Origin of the sequence: Streptomyces sp. M2CJ-2 (genome assembly GCF_016757295.1) — a bacterium.
Lineage (GTDB): Bacteria > Actinomycetota > Actinomycetes > Streptomycetales > Streptomycetaceae > Streptomyces.
On sequence record NZ_JAESIF010000084.1, the window covers coordinates 1 to 22,156 of the forward strand.

Genomic DNA, 22,156 nt, shown 5'->3' on the forward strand with positions numbered 1-22,156 from the left:
GACGGGAGACTGTCACGTACGGTTCCGTGGGAGCCCGGGGGTGAGATTCCCCCGGGCGACCCGACTATTAGCCCGGACAGTGGACTGACCGCCCCCGGGCCGTCGGCGTCTTACATGAACGGGCCCCGCGTCAGGGGAGCCTGTTCATGTTGCAGGGCACCCCACTGCTCGCGTAGGTGCTGGGCCCGGTTCGCTGTTTTCGCTGAGGACGCCGGTGGCCGGATCAGGTAGGTAGCCGACCGTTTCTTGGCCGGCCATGCTCATGGAGCGGAACGGGCCGACTGTCTTGGAGTACTTATGGCCGTCGTAGGAGTAGTTGACGAGGAGGCTCCACTCATAGTTGCCCTTGCATGCCTGCGCGTCCACACGGACGATCGCTGGGTCGGCGGCGCTGACTGTGAAACCAGGACCCAGGGGGTTGGGCGGGGCTTCTGCATCTCCGCTCCCCCGTTGGCCCACGACGCCGCGATCATCAAGTAGTGGCTCATCCAGATCGAATTCGAACACTCGACCGTAGATATCCCCGCATCCACCTTGGACCTCGGCGACCCACGCGGGCGGATCGATCTTCTTGGGGAATCGTGTCGCGGGTCTGATGTCGTCGATGATCAGGGTTTTGCCAGTCTTGGCGCTCAGAGTGAGGTACAGGTGGCCGACTCCCCATGTCCCTCCTCCGCTGGCCGTGACGGGAATTCGGAAATCTTGATCATCCGTGAGGAAGGAAGCCAGCGGCTTTCCCCCGGCGGGCATCGCCACAGATGTTGCTCCGTCGCAGTTCATGATCGTCGGCCATGACGTGGTCAGGAGTAGTGGCCCGTTGCTGTTGCCGGACTTCGACGATGCCGTGGACTCTGCTCTTGGGCCTGAGCTGTCCTTCGCGTCGTCGCCGTTCGGCCACGCGATGAGTGAGACCGCGGCAATTGCCGCAGCGGCAACCGCACTTAAGACGATCTTGCTCCGTGACAGCGTTGCGGACTGAGGCGGACCAGGCTCCTGAGCGGGAGAGACGAACCGTGGTCCGGGATCGCCACCGCACCTGCGATAAGCCTGCGCCCACTCATCGAGGAGCTGGGTGACAGATTGGTCGTGCTGCTTGGCCCAGATCCGGACAAGCAATTCGACGTACCGCCAGTCCGGGGCTGTCAGAAGCGCGGGACTGAACAGCTTGCTCCAAGTCCCCACCGACGGAGACCTGTCCAACCCCTTGACGTCTTTCACCACCTGATCACCGAGATCCGGCAGCTTGGAGAACACGAGCACGGGCGGGACTTCACGGAAGGCGTCGAGAGCCTCCCGATACCTGGGCCAGTCGCCCTGTCCCACGTCACTCAGGAGATCCCGCCATGCTCTGACCGTACTCATCTGCTGATGCCCTCCCCTTTTCGGTGAGCACAGGATCCCGCAGCAAGGACCTCTCGCGACCAGAGAACGGCGCATCGCGAAAGAATCTTGGTGAACGGCTAACGGACCAAGCACCCCTCACCTGCATAAACGCGGTGAACGGCGTTCAGAATCATTTAGGGGTGATCTTGATATGGAGGCATGGGCACCACCTGCGGTCTGCTCGCCCCATGCCGCACCCGCGGCTGGGACAGCGACTTAGAAGCTGGCCCTGGTTACGAGCAAGGAGGGAAGGCTCATGGCCACTCCAACTCCCCACATCACGCCCGCGCCTCAGGACCAGACCAAGAAGGTCATGGCCATCATCATCGGTCTCCTCTGCGGCGTCGTCGCTGCTCTCGTCGCTCACGTTCTCTGCCAGCACCTTGGCGGCGCCCCGCTCGTAGGCCTGGGCTACTCGGGCGGTTCCTTCATCGCGCTCACCACGCTCATCGTGATGCTCGAGAAAGAACTCGGTCTTCTCTGACAGACGCACGCACTCAAGGAAGTCCGCTTCACCGACATCGAGCACTTTGAGTTCGACCTGTACGGGCGCTCCCCGGACACGCGAGCGTGCCCCGGACCAACGGTCCGGGGCACGCTCGCGTGTCCGCGATGGTCGCCGACTATCTGCCCATCAGCTCGTTGAGCAGGGTGACAACGACGACCCCGACACCGGTCGCCGCACCGAGCGCCGGGTGATTGAGAGCGACGACGACGGTTAACGCGCCTACCAGCAACAGCACCATCATGCGCACGCTGATCTGGTCGTTGTTCACGAAAACCGCCTCTCCCTGGTCGTGCAGGAGGTGAGGTGACGGGCTTGCGTGGCTATGCCTGCGGGCGCGCACGAGCCGCCTTGACTCGACGGCAGGACGCGGCGCCCCGTAGGCTCGGGCTTGGAACTGATGGTTCTTCTCCCATCTTGGAATGCGTTCTGGTACGGGGTGGAGCTGTCGGACTATGCGAGTGGCCCCTTGTTGGCGCAGGGGGCCACTGCTTTGTCTCCTTCCGGTTGAAGCGGTCGAACTATGCGGTGACGGCAGCACCGTTGGCGCGGCTGCAGAGCCCGCGGGCTCCACTGCTGTCGTCGGATCAGAAGCCTACGCACATGTCAGCGATAGGTTCCCCCTGCCTTGGCGACCACCAAAGGCCAGGAACGGCCCGGGGAAGGCACCCAAGCGGAGCCCCGCGAGATGTGCTAATGGCCCGCAAGTTGCCAACCCGCCGACGGGTGCAAGCCTCCTACCTGGGGCGATACCGCTGGCGATGTGTGGCGGCCGAATGTGAACGGTGAAGCGTTGCTGTGCCCGCGAGAAGCCGTTGAGGCGTTGAGAACGCTCGGATACGCGTTGCAGAGTCCTCTTTGAGGTTCAGAATCGGTGGCATGGAACCCCACGCAAAGCAGTGTTGAGAAGCAACTCATCGTCGATCTCTTCGCCGGAGCAGGTGGCTTCAGCAAGATCGGAGCATCCGACTTCTCGCGCGAAGGTCTCTCCGGCTCTCATCCGAGACTGCGAAGCGGTACGGATTCCCTGCGGACACGTCTCCGAGTCCATGTCTCTTTGGTTCTGCGCTCTGCTACCTACCGCCAGGAGCGGGCGGAAAAGGGACTGTCAGTGGCTCCTGATATCTGGTGTCGTGTCAGATACGCCGCGATACGCGCCGGATCGCAAGGAGATGCGATTCATGCCTTTCACCGCGCTGCACCCCGAAGCCGGGCGCCTCGATGCCACGTTGTTCGATCTCGGCTGCGGTATGGACTGGACGCACGTCCACAAAGTCCGCCCTCGCGTAGAGCTCTCCTGTCCCGAGTGCGGATGGGGCGTTCACGCCAAGCACTCGCCGAGCGGGGTGCGGTTCTTCTGTCACGACCCGGGCAGGCCGCCTTCGTGCGAGCTGTCGAATGAGTCGTGGGAACATCACATGCTCAAGCTGGAGCTGGCGGGTGCTATCCGCGCGGCCGACTGGTACGCCGAACTCGAGGTGCCGGCCGAAGACGGCTCCTGGCGTGCCGATGTCATGGCGTCCTCGCCGGACGGCACCCAGCGCATGGCATGGGAGGCGCAGCTGTCGCCCATCACAGTGGAGGACATCCGCGCCCGGACAGCTCGGTACCGGGCGGAAGGGATCACGGTGTGCTGGGTGTCCCCGCACAAGAAGCCGCCGCAGTGGATCGGCGCGGTGCCCGCCGTGCGGGTGCGGGCCCCGGAAGCGGACGAGCCGTGGGTGGTCGATGACGGAGTCGCCGGTTTCGACTTCCGTGCCGGCGGCTGGGCTGTCCGGGAGGAGGAACTGAAGCAGTTTGTCCGCTGGGTGTTGCACGGACAGCTCTCCCCGTGCCGGAGCCTGCCGCGCTACCGGAGGGTGACGCGGGTCGTCGACGACCAGTATTGGATCTTCCGGCGGGATCTGTGGTGGACCTCGCGGCAGTCCTCCCGCGCTCAGACCGAGCACGAGCAGATGCGCCAGCGGCAGGAGAAGGCGAAGGAAGCAGCCGAAGCGCGTAAGAAGGAGCAGGAAGCCGAGGCCGAACGCCGCCGCAAGAAGTTGGAGGAGGACCGGCGTCGCCGTGCGGAGGAAGCCGCTCGCCGTCGCAAGGTGCAGGAGGAAGAACACCGGGTCCGGATGGAGGAGTGGCGTCGGCAGCGGGCTGAGGAGGAGGCCCGCCGTGCGCGCGAGCAGGCTGAGCAGGAGGAGAAGGAGCGCCAGGCTCTGGAGACGGCGAAGGCGTGGTGGGGCCGGTTGTCCCGGAAGCAGATGGAGGAGCTGTTCTCCGCAGTGGCCGATCGGGCTTGGCGTGAGGAGCAGCTGCGGGTGGAGATTCCTGAGAAGCCGGGCATGGCGGCCCACTTCGCGTACGGAGTGCCCGTGTGTTCGCGTGGCCGGCACCACGCCCTGTACGGAATTGTGCGTCCGTGCCCTGGGCTGGTCTCCCTCTCACCTCAGCTGGCGTATCAGCGCGTCCTTGTCCGCAACGCCCAGGAGATGAGGGAGTTCGATGAGACGCTGGCCGGCCGCATCACCCACTACGACCTCCCCGAGCACGAGCAGCTCTCCATGTACTGAGACCAAACCCGTTGTGCAGGATGGGCGGTCGATGTTGCCTTGGTTCCTGAGCGGTGCGGATCGCGCCCTGATCGAAAGATGGATGCCTTGAACAATCTGGCGGCGACGCTGTCCCGGGAGCAGACGACGCTCTTGACGACCATGGCGCATCAGTACCTCATGGAGAGGACGTGGCCGGTGTGGCACTTCACGGTCGCCACCTTGGACCGGCAGGACCTCGATGCCGAAGAGCTGATCCGCTCCCTGCCACGCGTCGGATCCAACGGCCACGTCGGCCCGTCCTACGGACTCACCTCGCACATCGGTACCCACATCGCCGACGACGAACGTCCCGCTCTCACCATCGCGGCGGCCCTACACGTGCCCGAACTCCGGCCGTACGTCAGCGCTCCCTTCCTGCAGGTTCTCCAGACTCTGATCGTCGTGCAGCGCAGCGCACCGATCTCCACTCAGGAAGCCGCCAAGCCACGTTTCACCATCGCGGACATCGAGCGGGAACTCCCTGGGCTGCCCGAGGGCTTCGCTGCCAGACTTCCCGGCATCCTGGCGCTGGAGCCGGCCACATGGGGCGGATCCAGCGGCGGCACGACGGCGGAAGGCAACTGGTGGCGCGAGCTGCGCCGGGAGATACGCCAGTACAGGGAGGCCACAACGCTGATGGAGTACGTACGTACCACCGCGCGACTCATCACCGCCCAGGCCGGGGCGTCGCTCCCGACGCCCGCTACCCCCCTACCGGCCCCGGTGCCCCAGCCCACGCCAGGCCCGTACGTCGACGAGGGGCTGATCACCGACCTGGAGGACAAAGACACCGTCTTCCGCGTGGACAAGCTGGTCGCCCTGGTCCGCGAGCTCAACGCCAACTACGCCGACGAGCACCCCTATACCTGTCAGATGCTGCTGCGCGCGATCCTCGACCACGTGCCGCCGGCCTTCGGACAGAGCACGTTCCAAGGCGTAGTCGCCAACGTTTCGTGGGGGAGGACCGACAAGGCGTACGTCAAGAAGCTCGCCGACTTCCGCAACGGCGCTGATGACGTTTTGCACCGTCAGATCAACATCCATCCGAGTCGCATTGACATGCATGACCTCCCGCCCCGCACGTACCTGAACGCTCTACTCCAGGGTGTGCTCGTTCACCTTCCTGTCGTCCAGCAGCCACAGAACGCATGAAGATTGGGCCGACGGACCAGGACCGCATTCGGCACCTGACCGTCGCCCTGCCGACCGTCATACGCCGTCCGCCTCTTCGACGCCCAGGAGGCCGGCGCCACCGACCAGCAACTCCGGGAGATCGCGGCCGAAGCGCTCAAGGAGGTGTACTTCCATGACGGCGGCCGTCGCGCCGGCTCCCTGGAGGAGGTCCGGTTCACGGACATCGAGCACCTCGAGTTCGAGCTGTAGCAGCCACGCCCCGAACAGCCCGCGAGCCCCGGACCAATGCAGGTCCGGGGCTCGCTCGCGTATCCGCGGGGGTCGGATGGTCATGCATGCGATGCCCTGTCTCCAACGACGCTGCGGCGCCTCAGTCACCTGCACCGGAGCAATACAGGCGAAGCCGTCCGGCGGCTGCTCCCGCCCGCCTACGATGCGCTCGTGCGGAACACCAAGGCGTTCAAGGAAGCCGTTGCCCAGACGCTCGCGGAGCTGGCCCGCCGGGGCGTGACCCTTGCGCCGGCGACCGTGGAGGACACGATCGAGAAGCAGATCACCACCGTGGCGGAGCGGCTCGGGATTCAGGTGCGCTCCGCCTGGCGGTACTTCGACGCCTCCGTCACGGCCGACCGGCTCGCACAGAGTGTGTCCTCCTACAAGGAGAGCAGCAACGAGAAGGGCGTCGGGCAGGCCCCGATGCCGCCGATCGACAACCCGGAGCTCGCCCTGGTCCTCGCCGGGGTGCCGGACTCTCTGGCTCAGACCGGCGGTGACCTGTACGCGGTCATCATCAACGTGGCCGTCAACGCCTGGATGGCCGGCCACATCCACGGCGAGGACGGCTGCACCGGCTGCGACGGCAGCCGCGGCCCGGCCGGACACGACTGGGAAGCGAGGATGCGCACCATCACCGAGATGCAGCCGAACATCACCAAGTGGTTCGACCGCGACGTATGGACCGCCGCCGTCAACGACACCGGCTACACCGTCACCCGCCGCTGACCCGCCGCTCAGGCTCCGCGAATCCGCTCCTCAGACAGCCTGGCCGACACGGCTGATGCGGCCCTGCGTGTAGAGAAAGAGCAGGTCGACGTACTTGCGGAACAGCACAGGGTTGGCGCAGCACACCGCAGCCAGCGAGGGCGCTCCCTTGGAGCTGGTCGGGTAGCGGCCCTCATCCCCGTCCGGATCGCGGCTGTCCAGGTCCCGGATGAAGTCGATGATCAGGCGTCGATCATTGCCGTCGGTGAACAAGTCGTCGCCGCTCTTCTCCAGCCGCTTCAGTAGCTTGCCCAGGTCATGGCCCCACACCTGGTCCGGTGCGAGTAGGGCTTTCAAGGCCAGCTCAGCCAACTGCCTGGCGAGGAAGAAGGCAGGCTGCGGGATCCCAGCGTCGATCAGCGCGATGGCGCCGCGGTAGAACTCATCGAGCGTTTCCTCGGAGGCGTCCGCGCAGTGGGTGCGGGACAGGCACAAAGCGTCGGGCCACTCGTGTTCGGTGTCCACGTCGCCAAACAGGCTCTGATAGGCCATGCCGGGCATTCTGCCCCGCCCCGGACGGACCGGTTTACGGGCGCGGAGCGTCAGGCTTCGCTCCCGGATATGTGGTCGAACCCCTTGAGCACAGGGTCCAGTTCGGCCGCCGCACCGCACAGGGCGCACAGCCGCACCCCCGGCTGCTCTGCTGCGCCCAGCGCCCGCTCCAGCGGCAGCACCGGCGCTCCGGTCGGCGCCTCTTCGCAGTCGATGGCGTGCACGACTCCGCCCGGCCGGGACCGCGGCCGCCAGCCTTCGCGAGCACCCAGCCGGACGGCCGCCGCGGCCCCAGCGCCTCCTGGACAGGCAAGAGCGGCTTCAGGTACTCGGTGGGCACGCCGTCGTACGAGACGCCGTCCACGGGGCGCACGTGGTCCGGAGCGCGGACCCAGACCCGGTACTCGGCAGGCTCCACCGAGTCCCCAGAGCCGTTGCGGTACGCCGGTAGGCCAACCTCGTACCTCCAACCATCGGGCGCCTGCCGCCGGGACCACAGGTGGGCGACGACCTCCTGGTCCCCGGGCAGCAGCACCCGGATGGGCACCGGCACCGGTTCGGGAGCGGAGGACGTCGTCATGCCCCCCACCGTACGGATGGACGCCGGGACACCGACGCCCGGCGCGACCTGCGCGGACACCGGTCTCCATCCACAGGCTCCCCATGGCCGACTGGCCGGCATGAGCGATGACGAGCAGCAGCAGCCGGCCCCGCGCCGCGGCAAGCTTCTGGAGGCCCTCACGCGGGCGGAGCGAGGGGTGTTCACCCGCCCCGCGCCGAAATCTGCAAGGGCACAGGTGAAATTCCTTCTCACGCGGGCGAAGGGGTCGACCAAGGCCCTGGCCGCGTACCTCGGGCACTACCGCGGCCCGGCCGCCCGCGAGGCTGCCGCCAGCCTTCTCACGTCGTCGATCCTCGCGCACGTTGCGCTGCTCGCCGAACTCGCCCGCCTGGTTCCCGGTGTCGGCGTCGACCAGCTGGCGTTCGCGGCCGGGCTCGCCACCACCGAGCCCGAAGCCGCCGGTGCACTCGCCGTGTTCCTCGCCCGCGCCCGGTCGTAGCGCAGTATTCGCACGGCCCGCTCCGGCACGCGGCCAGCCTCAGCCCGTGATCACCGTCGGCGACTGTCACGCTCACCCGTGTCACGCACACCGATCCGGTTGTCACACTGGACTGTCACGCTGGCGATCCAGTCCGGAGCCATGGGCCCAACCCCCGGATTTGGGCCACCTCGCCGATCAGCGTGACAACCCTCCCAGGTCGACTACGGTCCGCATTCGGATCCGGCGGTTCCCTCGCCCGCCTGAACAGTCCGCCGATCTGTGTCATCAGGACCCAGGGACCAGGACCGAGGTCCCTGGGTCCTGAGACCGCTGTTTTCCCTGGTGGCCACCGAACGGGGCCGGAAGCTGGGTCCGGGGTCCGCACCCTCGTACGAGCCGGTTCGTCCGGAGTGGTCCCCAGGGCCCGGAGCGGCCGATACCGTTGGAGCAGACGCCAGTTCTGCCCCCTGGAGCCCTCGATGAGCGAACAGCCGTCCCCCGCCGACCACGCCCGGCAGCAGCTGGAGCCCGCGGCCGCCGAATCGGTCCGCGCCTACGCGGCCAGGACCCGCGAGAACGCCGACCAGCTCGCCGCCGTTCTGGAGGACATCGCCACCAACGGCCTGCCCTCGATGGAAAACTGCACGCCGTGGGAGGAGCTGCGCGAGGCCCACCTCGCCCGCCTCGCTCGTCAGCGCCCGGCCGTCGCCTGATGGCCCCGCCGCACGGCCCGCGCCGCGCCCGGATCGCCTTCTCCGACTCCGCCGCCAAGCAGCTGGAGAACATCACCAGTGAGGCGGACCTTCACGCCCTGGACCGCGCCCTGGTCGTCATCTCCGTCGACCCCGACGTCGGCGAGCCGATCCCCGGCGAATCCGCCAGCCCCCAGCTGCGCCAGTACACCGACGAACTCGAGCGTGTACGTGTCCTGTACTTCGTCACCGCGCTGCGCACCATCGTGGTCGTCGCCTACATCGAGGTCTAGCCGCCGAAGGAGCCCAAGGTGCCGTCCGACATCAAACAGCTCACCGCCGGCCGACAGCTCACCGCGTTCCGCCAGGTGCTGGACTGTCCCGCCACAGCGACTGCGCTCCGGCAGGGCCCCGATGGAGCTCCGGAAGAACCGCCGGCCTGGCTCGTGCTCCTGTGCCCCGCCCATTCCGAGGCCCTGCCCAGGTGGCCCGGAACCGCGGCCGACACCCACGGGACGCGCCTGTATGCGGGTCCGTCCTGGACTACCGACCGACCGAGCAGCTGCTCCAGTCGCACGCCGACCTGTGGCTGACGCCCCTGACCGGGGTGGACCCGAAGACACACGCCGGGGGCTGGCCCGACGTCCTGGACCAGGCCGACTGCGTACTGCGCACCCGTCTGGGCGAAGACGCGGCCGACGGCGGAGACGAGACACTGCACAGCATCGCGCTGATGCTCGAGATGGCTTCCCGGAACGCAGCCGAGGGCAACCTGTACCAGGCGACCGTTCCCCTGGCCCACTGCGAGACCCTCGCCTTGCGTCTGTAGCCGCGGCCACGCCGGGCGTCCCACTCGGTCTTGCACCCTTGCACCCGTTAGCTGACGGCCGCCGTTCTCCGGGGGCGCGGCTGGTGGTGCGCCCCGGGCTCGCACGAGGCCTGGCCCGTAGACGACCTTGGTGCAGCATGGTGGTGGCCGAGAAGCTGCGGGTGATCAGTGGTCGGGTGCGAGGATGTGAGGCCCAGAGAGCGTTGACACTCCGAGGTCGGCAGCACACAGGTGCGTTCGTATAAAGCGGAGCTCATTCTTCGTGGTGGTGCGGCGCTCCCTTCCATACACCCGCCCTGGTCAAGGGGTGCCATGAAGGGGCCAAGAAGTACAGCGACCCGACTCGGGAGTCGGGTCGCTTAGCTTATAGCCAACAGCTCAGCTGCCTACCGCGTGAAGATGCCGGCCGCCGACATCGCCTATCTTCGCGGGGCTGAGCCGGTACACCTTCACAGTGCCGATGTTGCCGCGCTCCTCCAGCCAGCCTTCCTCGACCAGCTCGCGCCTGGTCCGGGAGAAGACCGGCGGCTTCATGCCCGCGATCTCCGCCAGCTTCGTCGCACGGATCATGACCGTGCCGTCAGGGTTCTGCTCGGACGACGCATACAGCATGACCACGATCCGCTGGTTCGGCGTGAGGATGCCGCCCGTCATCCTCAGCAGCCGCTGAACGTCGTCGCCGCTGTTGATCCTGGTCATGCCTCGTCGCCCTTCTTGGTCTTCCGCCGGTGATCTCGTGGCTGTCGCACCGTGGTCTCCGGCGGATTCCAGTCCTTCACGGCCTCGCGGTGTGCAAAGCCGCTGCCGATGAACGCCAGGTACGGCGTGCATCGGTAGAACGTCGTACGGCCGAGGCCACCTGCCTCAACAAGCAGCCGGGCTGCCTTCAGCACTTTCACGGTCCGAGTGAGCGTATCGGGGCTCATCCCGAGTTCCTTTGCGACGTCGGCGCCCGTCATCATCACGGCACCCTGGCTCTCCTCGGTGGCGAACCAGTACCAGACCAGCACCCTGAACTCTCGGTCGGTCAGACCCGAAGCCGCCGAGGCCAGCTCGCGTCCCCTGCGGATGCCGACGTTGATGTGGGGCCCCTCGAAGGCATAAGGGGCCTGGGGTACCTCTTCCAGCTCGCCTGTGACCCGATCAAGGTACGTGAGCACCTTTCTGGCTGGCTGCGCCATGCGATCCCTCCGGGACGTGATCGGAACGGCAACCGATCCGACGGACACGCAGGATCGCTTACCACATAGAACATTACCGGATTGCTAAGTGATGCCGCTGTGAAGTCGGGTCGGTGGGCCCATCACTAATTAGCACATAGATAACCAACACGATCCCCAAGTCGAGACATCCCGATCCCCGAGTCGCATCATCCCGACTCCAGAGTCGGGAATGCCGTTTCCCCAGTCGGGTATGCCGATCTCCGAGTCGGGTTGAATCTCGCGTTTTTGCAGGTCAGAGGCTTGCCTAGGTTCTGTGTTCTTACTGCAACTGAAAGGGGCCCGACCCGCGCGGCACCGTACGGGTCACCCTGCGGGCCGTCGGCTCCGCCGCCGGTCCTCGGGGTGCCCGCTGCGGCTGACCTGTCCGGTGTCGCCTATCTCGCGGCCGAGGACGTAGCAGTAAGGAAGCGTGGCTGGGCTGAACGGATGGCTGAGGTGGCATACGCGCACCTGGTCGTACGGCAAGCCCTCGTCGTGGGCGGGCTTTCTGCGGCTGATGAGGTGATGGGTAGCTGAGTCGGCAAGCAGCAGCTGTTCTTGGGCGAGCTTGTCCCGTCTCGAGGATGGAAGCCCCATCCGGGCCACTTGGCACCTGGCACCTGGCACCTGGCACCTGGCACCCGAGGAGTACGGGCTCCGCTTCCAGGTTCCGCTGGCATGATCACCCGGTTGTGTCCGTCCCGGACAACTCCAGCTGACCACGTACGGCGACGCCACCTCTACCCTGTCTGGCGGGTGAGGCTGCCCTTGCCGAAAACCTCATCCGCCGAGGTGGGAGCCGGTGCGCGGGATGAGCGGGTTCTTGAGCACGGACGCTGGAATCGGTGCTCTCGCGGGGTCGGCGATCAGCCCGGCATGATGGCTGGTCGTGCTGCTGCGACTGGCTTACCTGACCGTGACGAACGCGTTCGCCGTGCTGCGCCTGCTGCCCATGAGCGACCGGGACAAGGACACGGAGATCCTCGCCCTCCGGCATCAGATCACGGTGCTGGAGCGCCAGCTCGGTGGCGAGAAGGTTCGGTTCTCCCCGAACGACCGCGCGTTCCTGGCGGCGTTGCCGCACCGCCTGCCCTCGCAGGTGCTGCGCAGGATACGGCTGGTGGTGCGCCCGGACACTGGGCTGCGCCGGCACCGCGATCTGGTCGCACGCCGCCACGCTGTGTGCTCCCGGCCCAAGCGCCCGGGAAGGCCGCGGACCGTGCGCTCCATCCGGCTGCTGGTGCTGCGGCTCGCCCGCGAGAATTCCAACTGGGGATACCGCCGCATCCACGGCGAACTCCTCGTTCTGGGCGTTACGGTGGCCGCCTCCACCATCTGGGAAATTTTGAAGGAGGCCGGCATCGACCCGGCGCCCGAGCGGGCCTCGAGCACCTGGGCGGGCTTCCTGCATTCCCAGGCCGACGCGCTCCTGGCGTGCGACTTCTTCGAAACCGTCACCCCGTCCGGGGTCCGCTTGTACGTGTTCGCCGCGATCGAGCACGCGAACCGCCGGATTCGGATCCTGGGCGCGACCGCGCATCCGACCGCCTCCTGGGTGGTCCAGGCCGCGAAGAATCTTGTGATGGACCTCGAGGGCGTCGGCTGCCGGGCTTGCTATCTGATCAGGGATCGGGACGGGAAGTTCCCGCGGTTGTTCGACGAGGTACTCAAGGACGCGGGTATCGAGGTGGTGCTCAGCGGCGTCCGGATACCGAGAATGAACTCGATCATGGAGCGGTGGGTGCAGACCTGTCGGCGGGAGCTGCTGGACCGCACATTGATCTGGAACCAGCGCCATCTCCTGTACGCCCTGCGCGAGTTCGAGACGTTCTATAACGAGCACAGGCCGCACCAGGGCCTGGCGAACGCCCGCCCCCTCCACCCGCTGCCCGCTCCGATCGAGGCCCCGGACCGGATCGCCTATCTGGACATACGACGGCGAGCGCGGCTTGGCGGCACCCTCCACGAGTACCAACATGCGGCCTAATGGGAGCTGCCGGGTCGGAGAGACTCGGTGCCGTAGCCGCCAGCAGGTGAGCACTTATGTGGCCGGAACCAGTACGAGTTCTGTGGTCAGACCGTGCCCCTGCTGGTCGGCCGGAAGGCCATGACCGCTGATGGGGTGGCGTGCCCGCCGAGCTGAGCGTGAGCACTGGATCCATTAGGCCGCGTGCCGTGTCTTCCGCGGGCTGCACGAGTAGGGAAGTACCTGACCAGGAGGAAGAGTTGCTGCTGATCGGCGACGACTGGGCCGAGGACCATCACGACGTCGAGGTCCAGGACACCACGGGCCGCCGCCTCGCGACCGTGAGGCTGCCCGAGGGCGCGGAAGGCATCGCCAAACTCCACGAGCTCGTGGCGAGGCACGCCGGTGAGGATCTCGAGCCGGCCGATGTGGTTGTCGGGATCGAGACGGACCGCGGTACCTGGGTGCAGGCCCTGCTCGCCGCCGGCTACCAGGTCTACGCGATCAACCCCCGGCAGGTCGCCCGGTTCAAGGAGCGGTACGGCACCTCCGGCGCCAAGAGCGACAAGGGCGACGCCCACGCGCTGGCCGACATGGTCCGCATCGACCGTGACCAGCTGCGGCCCGTTGCCGGCGACAGCGACCAGGCCCAGGCCGTCAAGGTCGTCGCCCGCGCCCACCAGACCCTGATCTGGGAACGCACCCGCACCTTTCAGCGGCTGCGCAACACGCTGCGCGAGTACTTTCCCGCCGCCCTGAACGCCTACGCGAGTCTGGAGCTGACCAGCACGGACGCGCTGGAACTGCTCGTCAAGGCGCCCACCCCGCAGGCAGCGGCGAGGTTGACCCGCACGCAGATCACCGCCGTCCTGGCCCGCGCCCGACGCCACAACCGGGACCAGAAAGCCGGGGCCATCCAGGCCGCGCTGCGTGAGAAACACCTGGAACTGCCCGAACCTGTGGCCGCCGCCTACGGGGCCACCACGACCGCCCACGCCCGTCTCCTGATCGCCCTCAACGAACAGATAGCCACGCTGGAAGAGCAGGTGAAGGCGCATTTTCTCGCGCACCCGGACGCTGAGATCTACCTCTCCATGCCTGGCATCGGAGAGATCACCGGCGCCCGGGTGCTCGCCGAGTTCGGGGACGACCCCACTCGCTACGCATCCGCCAAGGCCCGCAAGAACTACGCCGGCACCAGCCCCGTCACCCGGGCATCCGGCAAGAGCCACACCGTCCAGGCCCGCTATGTCCGCAACAACCGGCTCGCTGACGCACTCCAGCGCCAGGCGTTCTCAGCCCTGCGGGTCTCACCCGGCGCCCGCCGCTACTACGACAAGCAGCGAGCCCGTGAAGCCGGCTACAACTCCGCCCTCCGCCAGCTCGGCAACCGCCTCGTCGGCATCCTCCACGGATGCCTCAAAACCCGCACTCACTACGACGAAGCAACTGCCTGGGCACACCACGCCCAACCCCATGCCGCTTGACACCAAACAACATGGGGTGTCTGACCAGCATGGATGAGGTATTCGGCAAGGACACTTCTACAACCGCCGCCGCCTGCGGAAGCACCGAACATTCGGCTACCTCACCCCGGCCGAGACCAGGCAGCGGCATCAGCACGCCCTCGCGGCATAACAATCACGTGTCCGAGATCATGGGGAAACTTCAGTGGCTGCAGAATGGCTCACCAACTCCAACTGTCGAGCATCCCGACTCCATCAGAACCGGGGCACACCACTGTGTTTGGGGTGGAGTGCTTACGGCCGAAGATGCTGGCTACAGAGCCCAACACGCGCAAGTTGGAAGTGCCCGCATTCGCCGTGGAGCCCGCGCAACTGGCCATTTGGCAGCGCTGCGCCATGGGAGTGGCTTCGGATCGCATAAGTTGACAGTAGCGCCTCAAAGGGTTTCCCTGAGAAGTATCCCGGAGGTCTCCTGATACGACCTTCCACTAGTTGAAGGGGAATCTATGGCTGAGAACGAAGGTCCGGAAGTGCAGAACGCTGTGCAGAACGCTATTCTGGATGCGGTTAGAGAAAGAGTCGCGTCTCTGAGCGTCAACGCCACGGTCGCCGACGCGACAGACTGCTATGGGAAGAATACGGCAGGCGACGGCTACGCGAAAAACGTTTGCACCCTCGTGAACGCCGTGCCGCCCGGCGTCTCCGAGCTGCTCGGCGAGGGCTCACAGCCGAAGAAGCGATGACACGTGTTTTTTCCTGTGCTGATTGGGCGTCACTATGGCTCGGTGCGACGACACCTCCACTGCTCCGTTCGGATGTCCGAACGTGCCATCGAGGGTGAGAGTCATCGGATGCCGGCATAGGACGGTTGCCGCCTTCTCCTTTGCCGGAGGGCCCCGGAGGTTATCTCGAAGACGCATACCGGGGCCCTAGGTGTTCGGTCTGGCGGAGTTCCTCGCTATACCTCCGATTCGGACTGGTCGCCAGCGATTGCGTCATCAGAGTGGCGTACGATTCGAGAGCGACTCGCCGCATTGAATGTAAATGCCGCGATGGCCATAAGCGGTAGGGTGTCCAGCGAATCGCAGGCGCTTCTGATTGGACGTCGACATGGATCTGCTTACCGCTGCGACATCTCTACTTTCTCATCCGGCCGTAGGTGATCGCGAGAGCGTTGTCCGTACGCTTGTTGACGAGCAGAGCCGAATCACTCTCGAGGGGGTAGTCGGCGATCTCCAAGAGGAAATGGGAGTAGCTGCTCCAGAGCTTCTTGGAGTGATGACTGAGTTTGTCGGACTGGGCGGCGGCTGGTCTCCGCCTTTCGGTGCCTTCGAGGCGGCTGTCCGGGGACGCGCCCACGAAAGTCTGGTCGCAGCCGCATCGCAACTCGCCATCCTGGCACACGATCGAGGGGTTGCGGGACGCTGGCACGCGTCGTTCAATGCTCCCGTCTGCCTACGGCTTGGCGATACCACCGTCGTCAATCTGACAGAGGCAAGCGTCGAGGCCGGTGACGACGGATATGAGGTTCGCGGGCAGACCGCAGAGGGCGAACGCGGCCGATGGGTTGTCTGCCGGAACGAGGGCCCCGACAACTCGTTGCTCAGGTCTGTCGGCTTCGGTGGCCTCCAAGTACGGCTGAGCTCTATGCAAGACGCCCGATCGGTACGAGGTATCGAATTCCTGACGCGTGAGCCATGGAATCTATCAACGGACCTGGCCAGGGCTGAGCGGGAGTTGGCCGCAGCAGAGGAGCTGCTCCGCTGCCACAGTCCCATGTTCCTATCGTGGGTCGCGGGCGTGTTCCGGCACATGGCGTTCACCGACCCAGGTCGCGGCCTTATGGAAAGCGGAAGCAGCCGCGAACTGCCAGGTTTCGTCCACGTGTCCCACGGGGATCCACTAGCGCTGGCCGAGATGTTGGTCCACGAATGCTCGCACCAGTATTACTATCTGGCGACACGTGCAGGATCGGTCGATGACGGAACTGACACCACCTTGTACTGGTCGCCGGTGAAGCAGACGGGTCGCCCAATCGCCAACATCTTGCTCGCGTACCACGCGTTCGGCAACGTGGTGCTCCTGATGAGGGAACTCCTTGCCTCTGGTGCCGGCCCGCGGAACGCCATTGAAGCCAACGAGGCGGATGTGGTTCAGCAGCTGAGACAGCTGCAGCAGGGGTTGGAGACGACAAGGGCGCTGACGGAGACGGGCCTCGGCCTCTACCAGCCGTTGCGTGACGCCCTTCGGCTGGTTTAGTGAGTCATGGTCGCCCCTGAGGTCAACACGGTGATCGTCAAACTCGCGTCTCGGTGCAACCTGAACTGCGAGTACTGCTACCTCTACCAGCATGCAGACCAGTCCTACCGAAACCGGCCGAAATTCATGTCAGCGGACGTCTTCGACGGAGCGATTCGGATAGCGGACGAGGCGGCGTCGGCTAACTCTTCGAATGCGGTAAGCCTGGTCATGCACGGTGGAGAACCGACGCTGCTACCGCTTCCGATGTTCCGCTCCTACGTTGACCAGGCCCGTGACCGGCTGGGTCCGAAGCTCCGGCGGATCTCGCTTCAGACCAATGGCACGGTAATCACGGATGCCTGGATGGACGCGCTCATCGATGGGTCAGTCGGAGTGGGCGTCAGTATCGACGGACCTGCCCATATCCATGATGCGGTGCGGAAAGGGCACGACGGTAGAGGGAGCTGGAGCCGGGTCGCCGCTTCGATTAGGCGTTTGCAGGACCGGGGTTTGGATGTCGGTACGTTGACAGTGATCACTCCTGGGGCGGACGGCCTTGAGGTCTTCGAGCACCTGTTGTCGCTTGACGTGCGGCGTATGAGTTTCTTGCTTCCAGACGTTTCACACGACGACTTCGCCAGATGGTATGGGCACTACGGCGTCACACCGGTGGCGGATTACCTGATTCCCATCTTCGACTCCTGGTTCGAGAAGGACGACCCAGGAGTCGTGATCGCCATCTGTTGGGACATCGTAGAGCGTCTTATGGGTGGTCCCGGGATGACGGACACTTTTGGCAACCGCCAGCTCAAATACATCGTTGTGGAGACGGACGGGACCGTTGAGGCACTTGACGCACTGAAGGTAGGTAAGGACGGGCTCGCCGACACCGGTTTGAACGTTCTCCGCGATCGCCTCTCGGACTTTTCCAGGCAGGACACTCTGGCGGCGCGCGCTCTGACATCAGGGTTCGGCCTTCCTACGCAGTGCAGTGGTTGTCGGTTCGCGTCTGTCTGCGGCGGCGGTTACTTGCCACATCGGTACGCATCACGGAATGGTTTCGACAACCCGTCCGTTTGGTGCAGGGACCTGAAGAAGGTGTTCGACCACGCGTCGGAAGCCATTAAGACACGCCAGGGGGACAATTGATGCGACCCAGCTTCGTCGCTTGCTTGCTGAACGCGCGGGGAGACTATCTGCTCAACCTTCCTACCTTGCGCGCCCTGGCTCAGATCGGAAAGGACTCGTTCGTACTGGTCGTCCGGCGGGGTGCCCGCGAAACCTATCTCCGGGACATTCCAGCTCGGGGTGTGGTAGAGGTTGACGCCACATATCTGGGCGATGGCTATCACTTCGACTCGGCGGAGGTCGCGGGCGCCGTCGAGGCCTTCGGCGAGGTCGGGACCTTCGTCTCTCTCAACCCCTGGCGTTCGCCGTCCCTCGACCTTCTCGTCGACGCCCTGGCGCCTGAGCGGGCGGTCGGGTTGGGCAATGGGGCCTGGACAGACATGGTGCCGCTCGATTTCTCGTGCCACAGCAGCGAACTCGCTTTCCGGACCCTGCTAGCGTTCGACAGAAGTTTGCGGATCGGGTCCTTCGCCCATCCACCCGCATACCCGGACGGCGCAATGCGCCTGGCGCGCGGACTGCGTGACGAGGTCTCAGCTGGACGGCTTCTTGTAATCCATCGGGAAACGAAGCCAGACAAGGAGTGGACAGACGCGAGGTGGGTGGATTTCCTACGTAGCTGGCTCAGCATGAACCAAGCCGATGTGGCGGTGGACGTCAGCTTGAAACCCCTGCCCATCGATCCGACTGAGCCGTTGGCCGACCGGGTGCTGCACGGCCTGGGGCTGCCACTCGATCACGCCTTCGCCCTATCCAGCGTCGCTGATCTCTTCGTCGGCGTGGATAGTTGCTTCCTACACGCCGCCGATCTCGCCCGGGTGCCTTCGGTCGGCCTTTTCTTCTCGACTGATCCAGTTGAGTTCGGTCTGCGCTGGGCACCACACTGTCACTTGACGGCTGCTGAAGCGGCCGATCTCCGGGTGGACACTGTACGGGCGGCCCTCGCCACGTTGTCAGATGCACCGCGCTCAGCCGCCGCTGGCCGAGTTCCAGGCAGGGCAACACCAGCGGGGACACGCCGTGTCGCACTACGGCATGGCGGCGAAGCCCCCTTCAGGGAGCGGCAGGACATGCAGCTCAGCACGCTGGGACTCGGCACCGCTCGCTTCTCGTTCAGCCGTGACCTCGATGCAGTCGATGTTCTGCTGAAGGCGTTGGAAATGGGATGCAATGTGGTGGACATGGGAGGCAACTACGGGGGAGGTGAGGCGTGTGCCGTAGTTGGTCGCGGCCTTCGGCGCGCTTTTGCGGCTGGAACAGTTGCCCGCGATGAGGTGTTCCTATGCAGCAAGGCCGGCTTCACAGAACACCTCGATTTCTCAGCGGCGGCCCGGAGTCGCGGCTGGACACAGAACGGCCACTGCATGCGAGCTGACTACCTAAGGTGGGAGTTCGAACGGCAATGCAGCTATCTAGGAGTCGACGGCCTGGACGCGTTCCTCCTGCATAACCCTGAAGAGGCCGTCCAATATGCCGGAGCAAGCTTCTGGCAACTCCTGGAGTCGGCATTCACCTTGCTTGAAGATCTGGTTTCCCAGGGGAAACTTAGCCTTTACGGAATCAGCACAGCCGAGGCCCTCCGAGTGTCCCGGAGCGATCCTCACCACCTAGACCTCGCCGATCTGTGGGAGGTTGCCACTGCAGTGGGTGGTAGGCAACACCACTTCCGGGTAATCGAACTGCCGGTGAGTGCGAGCCGACTTGAGGGCTTCGATGTACCTGCTCATCGGAAATCGCCGGCAAAAGACGGGACTCTCGTTTCCGCCCTGAAGTGGGCGGAAACGAGAGAAATGATGGTACTTGCGAGCACACCGCTCAATGGGGGCGGGCGAATCGAGGCCCTTGGAGCGGCCGTCGGTGACCTCCTCGGTATTCGCGATCCCGCTACCAGCTTGCTGCAGGTGGCCCGTTCCATCCCAGGGGTGACATGCGCGCTGGTCGGGGTTACGACACCACAGCACCTCGCCAATTTTGAAACCGTACTCAGGAGTGAGTTCCCATGCCTGGCGACGAAAATTTCCCACTAAGCCCGCGGAGTTCGGCATGAAGGTAGAGCTTCGGGTCCGCCCGAGGCGGAAGCATCGCCCGACCGGCGTGCAGATCGGTCACCAGCTGGTCGGCGACGAGCGCGAGATGCTGTGTCTTTCGGTGGCACATGCCAAGATTCCTCGCACATTCCTCCCGACGCGTCACTCCGAGCCGCTGCCCCGACACCAACGTCTGGAGATTCCCAACTTTCAATTGTAGCACGACGAGGCAGTCAATGAGCTCTCCCACGGTCTGTTGGTAGAGTGATCCCAGCGAATCCAGTTCAATGTTCGGTAGCGTTGCATCTACGGCGTTGATAAGTGCATGTCGAGAGGCATTCGCCTGGTCAATCCGGCGCTTGCATTGCGCGACGGTCTGGTCCGATGCGTCAGGGCACCGAGCCTCGTCTTCAAGTTCCCACAGTTGCTCGTGTACCCGGATTAGGGTACCGATAGTGTCCATCGGTAGATTCAGGCTCGTGGCCAGGCCATGCACAATTTCACTCGGAGTCAACGCCATCAGGTCACCGCCCACTCATATTTCCGATACCTCAGAAGAGGCTTCCCTCCACGCGACCGAGTTCGTGACCTGAAAGACCGCGAGGTCACTCCAAGGCGTTAGATGGTTCGTCTGGTTGGCCGCTGGGGCGCGAAGTGACGTCTTGGAGATGGGGCCCTCGGCGGGACGCCATCTCGACGGGGCGCGGGATAAAGCTCACCATCCTGGAACCCGGATAGCTCGGAGCAGCCAAGTGACGTCGTGCGCACCGGGAGGCAATCGATGCCACTGAGCCCTTTCAGCGTGGCCACTGATCGGGTGATGGCGTGGGCGTCCGCAACGGAACCTGTCAAAGCGATCAAGGCAGGTAGTTCGTTCTAACGCTGTGCCGGGATCAGTGAGCCTTTCGCAGTAAGCGATCATGACTCTGTGTGATCGTTTAGATGGTGCGGTCGCACTCGAGCTGGAGCAGGACGAGGGCCGCGGCGGCGATCTGGGTGATCCGGCTGGGGTCGAGGCTGACCCGCCGCAGGGCCTTGAAGGTGGTCTTGAGCAGGGCATTTGCTCGCTCGCACACGCCGTGGATGCCGCGGATGACCTTGTTGAAGGCCTGCTGGGCTTCGGTGAGTTCGCCGCCCGCGGGCCTCTTGACCGGGTGGCGGAAGCCTGTGGGGCTCGGAAAGTCGTCGCTGCAGGTCATGCCGCGTATCGGTACTCGTTGATGAGGCCGCCGAGGACGCGGGTCCGCAGGAGTCGGCGGCCTTCAGATTCGTGCACGGCGATGGACTGCTGGTCGGCGCCGGGCGGGAGTTGGTTGAGGGCCTGGTGGGGGCGGTGTTCGTTGTAGTGACGCTGGTAGGTGGCCAGGACGTGCCGGGCGTGGGCCTCGTTCATGATGAGGACGTGGTCGAGGGCTTCGCGCCGGATAGTGCCGATCACCCGCTCGCAGTGGGCGTTCATCCGGGGCGCCCGCGGCGCTGTCTTGAGGATCTCGATCTCTTCGGCCTCGAAGACGGCGTCGAAGGACTGCCCGTACTTGCTGTCGCGGTCACGGAGGAGAAAGCGCAAAGACTCCATGCGTGTGCCGAGATCGGTGGCCAGGTTCCGGGCCTGCTGCACCGCCCAGTCGCGGGTGGGGTGGACGGTGACGCCGGCGATGTGCAGGCGCCGGGTGCTGTGCTCGAGGAACGCCAGCGCGTAGAGCCTGCGGCCGAGGACGGTGTCGAGGTGGAAGAAGTCGACGGCGATGATGCCTTCGGCCTGGTGGGTGAGGAACTCCGTCCAGGTCGGGCCGGTACGACGCGGAGCCGGGTCGATGCCAGCCATGTGGAGGATCTTCCAGACCGTGGAGGCTGCGATCGGATGCCCAAGTCGGGCCAATTCGCCCTGGATCCGCCTGTGCCCCCATCCCGGGTTCTCCCGGGCAAGCTGCAGGATCAGCTTCCTGAGGGCGGCACTGGTCGGTGGCCGTCCGGTGCGGGCGCGTCGGGCGCTGTAGTCCCACTTCGCGGCGATCAACCTGCGATGCCAGGCCAGCAGGGTCCCGGGCGTGACGGGGAAGACCTCGCGCCAGCGGCAGCGGGGCATCAGGTTGGAGAGGGCGGCCAGCCAGAACCGGTCTGCGGACTCGTAGCGGACAGGCCCTGCAAGCTGACGCCGTAGCACCGCATTCTCATGCCGGAGCACGAGCAACTCGGCGTCCTTGGAAGTGTCGCGGCGCAGCAGCACCCCGGGAACGGACAGCAGCTTGCGGGCCACCTTGTACAGCATCGAGAGGATCACGGCGGACATGGTCCCAGCCGCGAACGCTCCACCGTCTCGACCTGCGGCGATGACTTTACGAGCCCCACACGCACACACCGCTGCAATAAGCGCCGAACGTGGCAGTACCTGTGGCGGGCCGTCGACCAGGACGGCAACGTCCTG

Annotated in this window: 22 protein-coding genes and 2 pseudogenes; 15 read left to right on the forward strand and 9 right to left on the reverse strand. The window is 65.3% G+C overall.

All coding sequences use genetic code 11. The features are described 5' to 3' along the window. Positions 1–144: 144 nt before the first annotated feature. A complete protein-coding gene (locus JL475_RS33865) occupies positions 145–1,362 on the reverse strand; it encodes a hypothetical protein (RefSeq protein WP_202282049.1) in 1,218 nt (405 codons plus the stop codon). Positions 1,363–1,639: 277 nt separating this feature from the next. Between JL475_RS33865 and JL475_RS33870 the strand changes: the two genes are divergently transcribed. Beyond that, a complete protein-coding gene (locus JL475_RS33870) occupies positions 1,640–1,867 on the forward strand; it encodes a hypothetical protein (RefSeq protein ID WP_202282050.1) in 228 nt (75 codons plus the stop codon). A gap of 139 nt (positions 1,868–2,006) precedes the next feature. Here the strand turns inward: JL475_RS33870 and JL475_RS33875 are convergent, their stop codons facing one another. Further along, entirely contained in the window at positions 2,007–2,159 is a 153-nt protein-coding gene (locus JL475_RS33875; RefSeq protein WP_202282051.1) for a hypothetical protein, read from the reverse strand. 910 nt (positions 2,160–3,069) lie between these two features. Here JL475_RS33875 and JL475_RS33880 point away from each other — a divergent pair. The 4 genes and pseudogenes from JL475_RS33880 (at position 3,070) to JL475_RS33895 (ending at position 6,606) form a co-directional block, all read left to right on the forward strand. After that, positions 3,070–4,449: a competence protein CoiA family protein gene (locus JL475_RS33880; protein ID WP_202282052.1), complete on the forward strand. Its 1,380-nt coding sequence runs from the start codon at positions 3,070–3,072 to the stop codon at positions 4,447–4,449. Between the two features lie 39 nt (positions 4,450–4,488). Next, positions 4,489–5,622, forward strand: coding sequence for a hypothetical protein (locus JL475_RS33885; protein WP_202282053.1), 1,134 nt, complete (start codon positions 4,489–4,491; stop codon positions 5,620–5,622). Positions 5,623–5,624: 2 nt separating this feature from the next. Further along, positions 5,625–5,853 (forward strand): annotated as a pseudogene (locus tag JL475_RS33890) (XRE family transcriptional regulator); the annotation flags it as partial. A 192-nt stretch (positions 5,854–6,045) separates the two neighbouring features. Beyond that, positions 6,046–6,606, forward strand: coding sequence for a hypothetical protein (locus JL475_RS33895; RefSeq protein ID WP_307825246.1), 561 nt, complete (start codon positions 6,046–6,048; stop codon positions 6,604–6,606). Between the two features lie 30 nt (positions 6,607–6,636). Here the strand turns inward: JL475_RS33895 and JL475_RS33900 are convergent, their stop codons facing one another. Next, positions 6,637–7,137, reverse strand: coding sequence for a HEPN domain-containing protein (locus JL475_RS33900; RefSeq protein ID WP_202282054.1), 501 nt, complete (start codon positions 7,135–7,137; stop codon positions 6,637–6,639). Positions 7,138–7,187: 50 nt separating this feature from the next. After that, a pseudogene (locus JL475_RS33905) lies at positions 7,188–7,717 on the reverse strand (DUF6233 domain-containing protein). Here JL475_RS33905 and JL475_RS40630 point away from each other — a divergent pair. From JL475_RS40630 to JL475_RS33930, 4 genes are all read left to right on the forward strand, one after another. Next, positions 7,716–8,198 carry a hypothetical protein gene (locus JL475_RS40630; protein ID WP_237409060.1) on the forward strand — a complete coding sequence of 161 codons (483 nt, stop codon included), beginning with the start codon at positions 7,716–7,718 and terminating at the stop codon, positions 8,196–8,198. The pseudogene JL475_RS33905 and the gene JL475_RS40630 sit on opposite strands and share 2 nt — an antisense overlap. Positions 8,199–8,659: 461 nt before the next feature. Then, positions 8,660–8,893, forward strand: a complete 234-nt coding sequence (locus JL475_RS33920) for a hypothetical protein (RefSeq protein ID WP_202282055.1) — start codon at positions 8,660–8,662, stop codon at positions 8,891–8,893. Continuing rightward, complete coding sequence (locus tag JL475_RS33925) at positions 8,893–9,165, forward strand: hypothetical protein (RefSeq protein ID WP_202282056.1); 273 nt, start codon at positions 8,893–8,895, stop codon at positions 9,163–9,165. Before JL475_RS33920 ends, JL475_RS33925 begins: the two co-directional genes overlap by 1 nt. A gap of 191 nt (positions 9,166–9,356) precedes the next feature. Beyond that, positions 9,357–9,701 (forward strand): hypothetical protein, encoded by a 345-nt coding sequence (locus tag JL475_RS33930; protein ID WP_237409061.1) that lies wholly within the window; start codon positions 9,357–9,359, stop codon positions 9,699–9,701. 378 nt (positions 9,702–10,079) lie between these two features. Here the strand turns inward: JL475_RS33930 and JL475_RS33935 are convergent, their stop codons facing one another. Both JL475_RS33935 and JL475_RS33940 read right to left on the reverse strand, forming a co-directional pair. Next, entirely contained in the window at positions 10,080–10,400 is a 321-nt protein-coding gene (locus JL475_RS33935; protein ID WP_202282057.1) for a helix-turn-helix domain-containing protein, read from the reverse strand. Beyond that, on the reverse strand, positions 10,397–10,882 hold the full coding sequence (locus tag JL475_RS33940) for a helix-turn-helix domain-containing protein (RefSeq protein ID WP_202282058.1): 486 nt from the start codon (positions 10,880–10,882) through the stop codon (positions 10,397–10,399). The genes JL475_RS33935 and JL475_RS33940 overlap by 4 nt, the downstream gene beginning before the upstream one ends. A gap of 910 nt (positions 10,883–11,792) precedes the next feature. Here JL475_RS33940 and JL475_RS33945 point away from each other — a divergent pair. The 6 genes from JL475_RS33945 to JL475_RS33970 all read left to right on the forward strand — a co-directional run bounded on the left by JL475_RS33945 (position 11,793) and on the right by JL475_RS33970 (position 19,731). Continuing rightward, complete coding sequence (locus tag JL475_RS33945) at positions 11,793–12,890, forward strand: integrase core domain-containing protein (protein WP_202282059.1); 1,098 nt, start codon at positions 11,793–11,795, stop codon at positions 12,888–12,890. 239 nt (positions 12,891–13,129) lie between these two features. Next, entirely contained in the window at positions 13,130–14,356 is a 1,227-nt protein-coding gene (locus tag JL475_RS33950) for an IS110 family transposase (protein ID WP_202282060.1), read from the forward strand. A gap of 485 nt (positions 14,357–14,841) precedes the next feature. Beyond that, positions 14,842–15,078 carry a hypothetical protein gene (locus tag JL475_RS33955; protein ID WP_202282061.1) on the forward strand — a complete coding sequence of 79 codons (237 nt, stop codon included), beginning with the start codon at positions 14,842–14,844 and terminating at the stop codon, positions 15,076–15,078. A gap of 367 nt (positions 15,079–15,445) precedes the next feature. Beyond that, positions 15,446–16,594: an HEXXH motif-containing putative peptide modification protein gene (locus JL475_RS33960; protein ID WP_202282062.1), complete on the forward strand. Its 1,149-nt coding sequence runs from the start codon at positions 15,446–15,448 to the stop codon at positions 16,592–16,594. A 6-nt stretch (positions 16,595–16,600) separates the two neighbouring features. Next, a complete protein-coding gene (locus tag JL475_RS33965; RefSeq protein WP_202282063.1) occupies positions 16,601–17,725 on the forward strand; it encodes a radical SAM protein in 1,125 nt (374 codons plus the stop codon). Beyond that, positions 17,725–19,731 (forward strand): aldo/keto reductase, encoded by a 2,007-nt coding sequence (locus JL475_RS33970; protein WP_202282064.1) that lies wholly within the window; start codon positions 17,725–17,727, stop codon positions 19,729–19,731. Before JL475_RS33965 ends, JL475_RS33970 begins: the two co-directional genes overlap by 1 nt. Here JL475_RS33970 and JL475_RS41790 read toward each other — a convergent pair. The 3 genes from JL475_RS41790 to JL475_RS33985 form a co-directional block, all read right to left on the reverse strand. Beyond that, positions 19,688–20,251: a DUF4254 domain-containing protein gene (locus JL475_RS41790; RefSeq protein WP_368860251.1), complete on the reverse strand. Its 564-nt coding sequence runs from the start codon at positions 20,249–20,251 to the stop codon at positions 19,688–19,690. The two genes, JL475_RS33970 and JL475_RS41790, sit on opposite strands and share 44 nt — an antisense overlap. Positions 20,252–20,669: 418 nt before the next feature. Continuing rightward, positions 20,670–20,930: a transposase family protein gene (locus JL475_RS33980; RefSeq protein ID WP_368860250.1), complete on the reverse strand. Its 261-nt coding sequence runs from the start codon at positions 20,928–20,930 to the stop codon at positions 20,670–20,672. Next, positions 20,927–22,012: an integrase core domain-containing protein gene (locus tag JL475_RS33985; RefSeq protein ID WP_202282067.1), complete on the reverse strand. Its 1,086-nt coding sequence runs from the start codon at positions 22,010–22,012 to the stop codon at positions 20,927–20,929. Before JL475_RS33985 ends, JL475_RS33980 begins: the two co-directional genes overlap by 4 nt. Positions 22,013–22,156 lie beyond the last annotated feature (144 nt).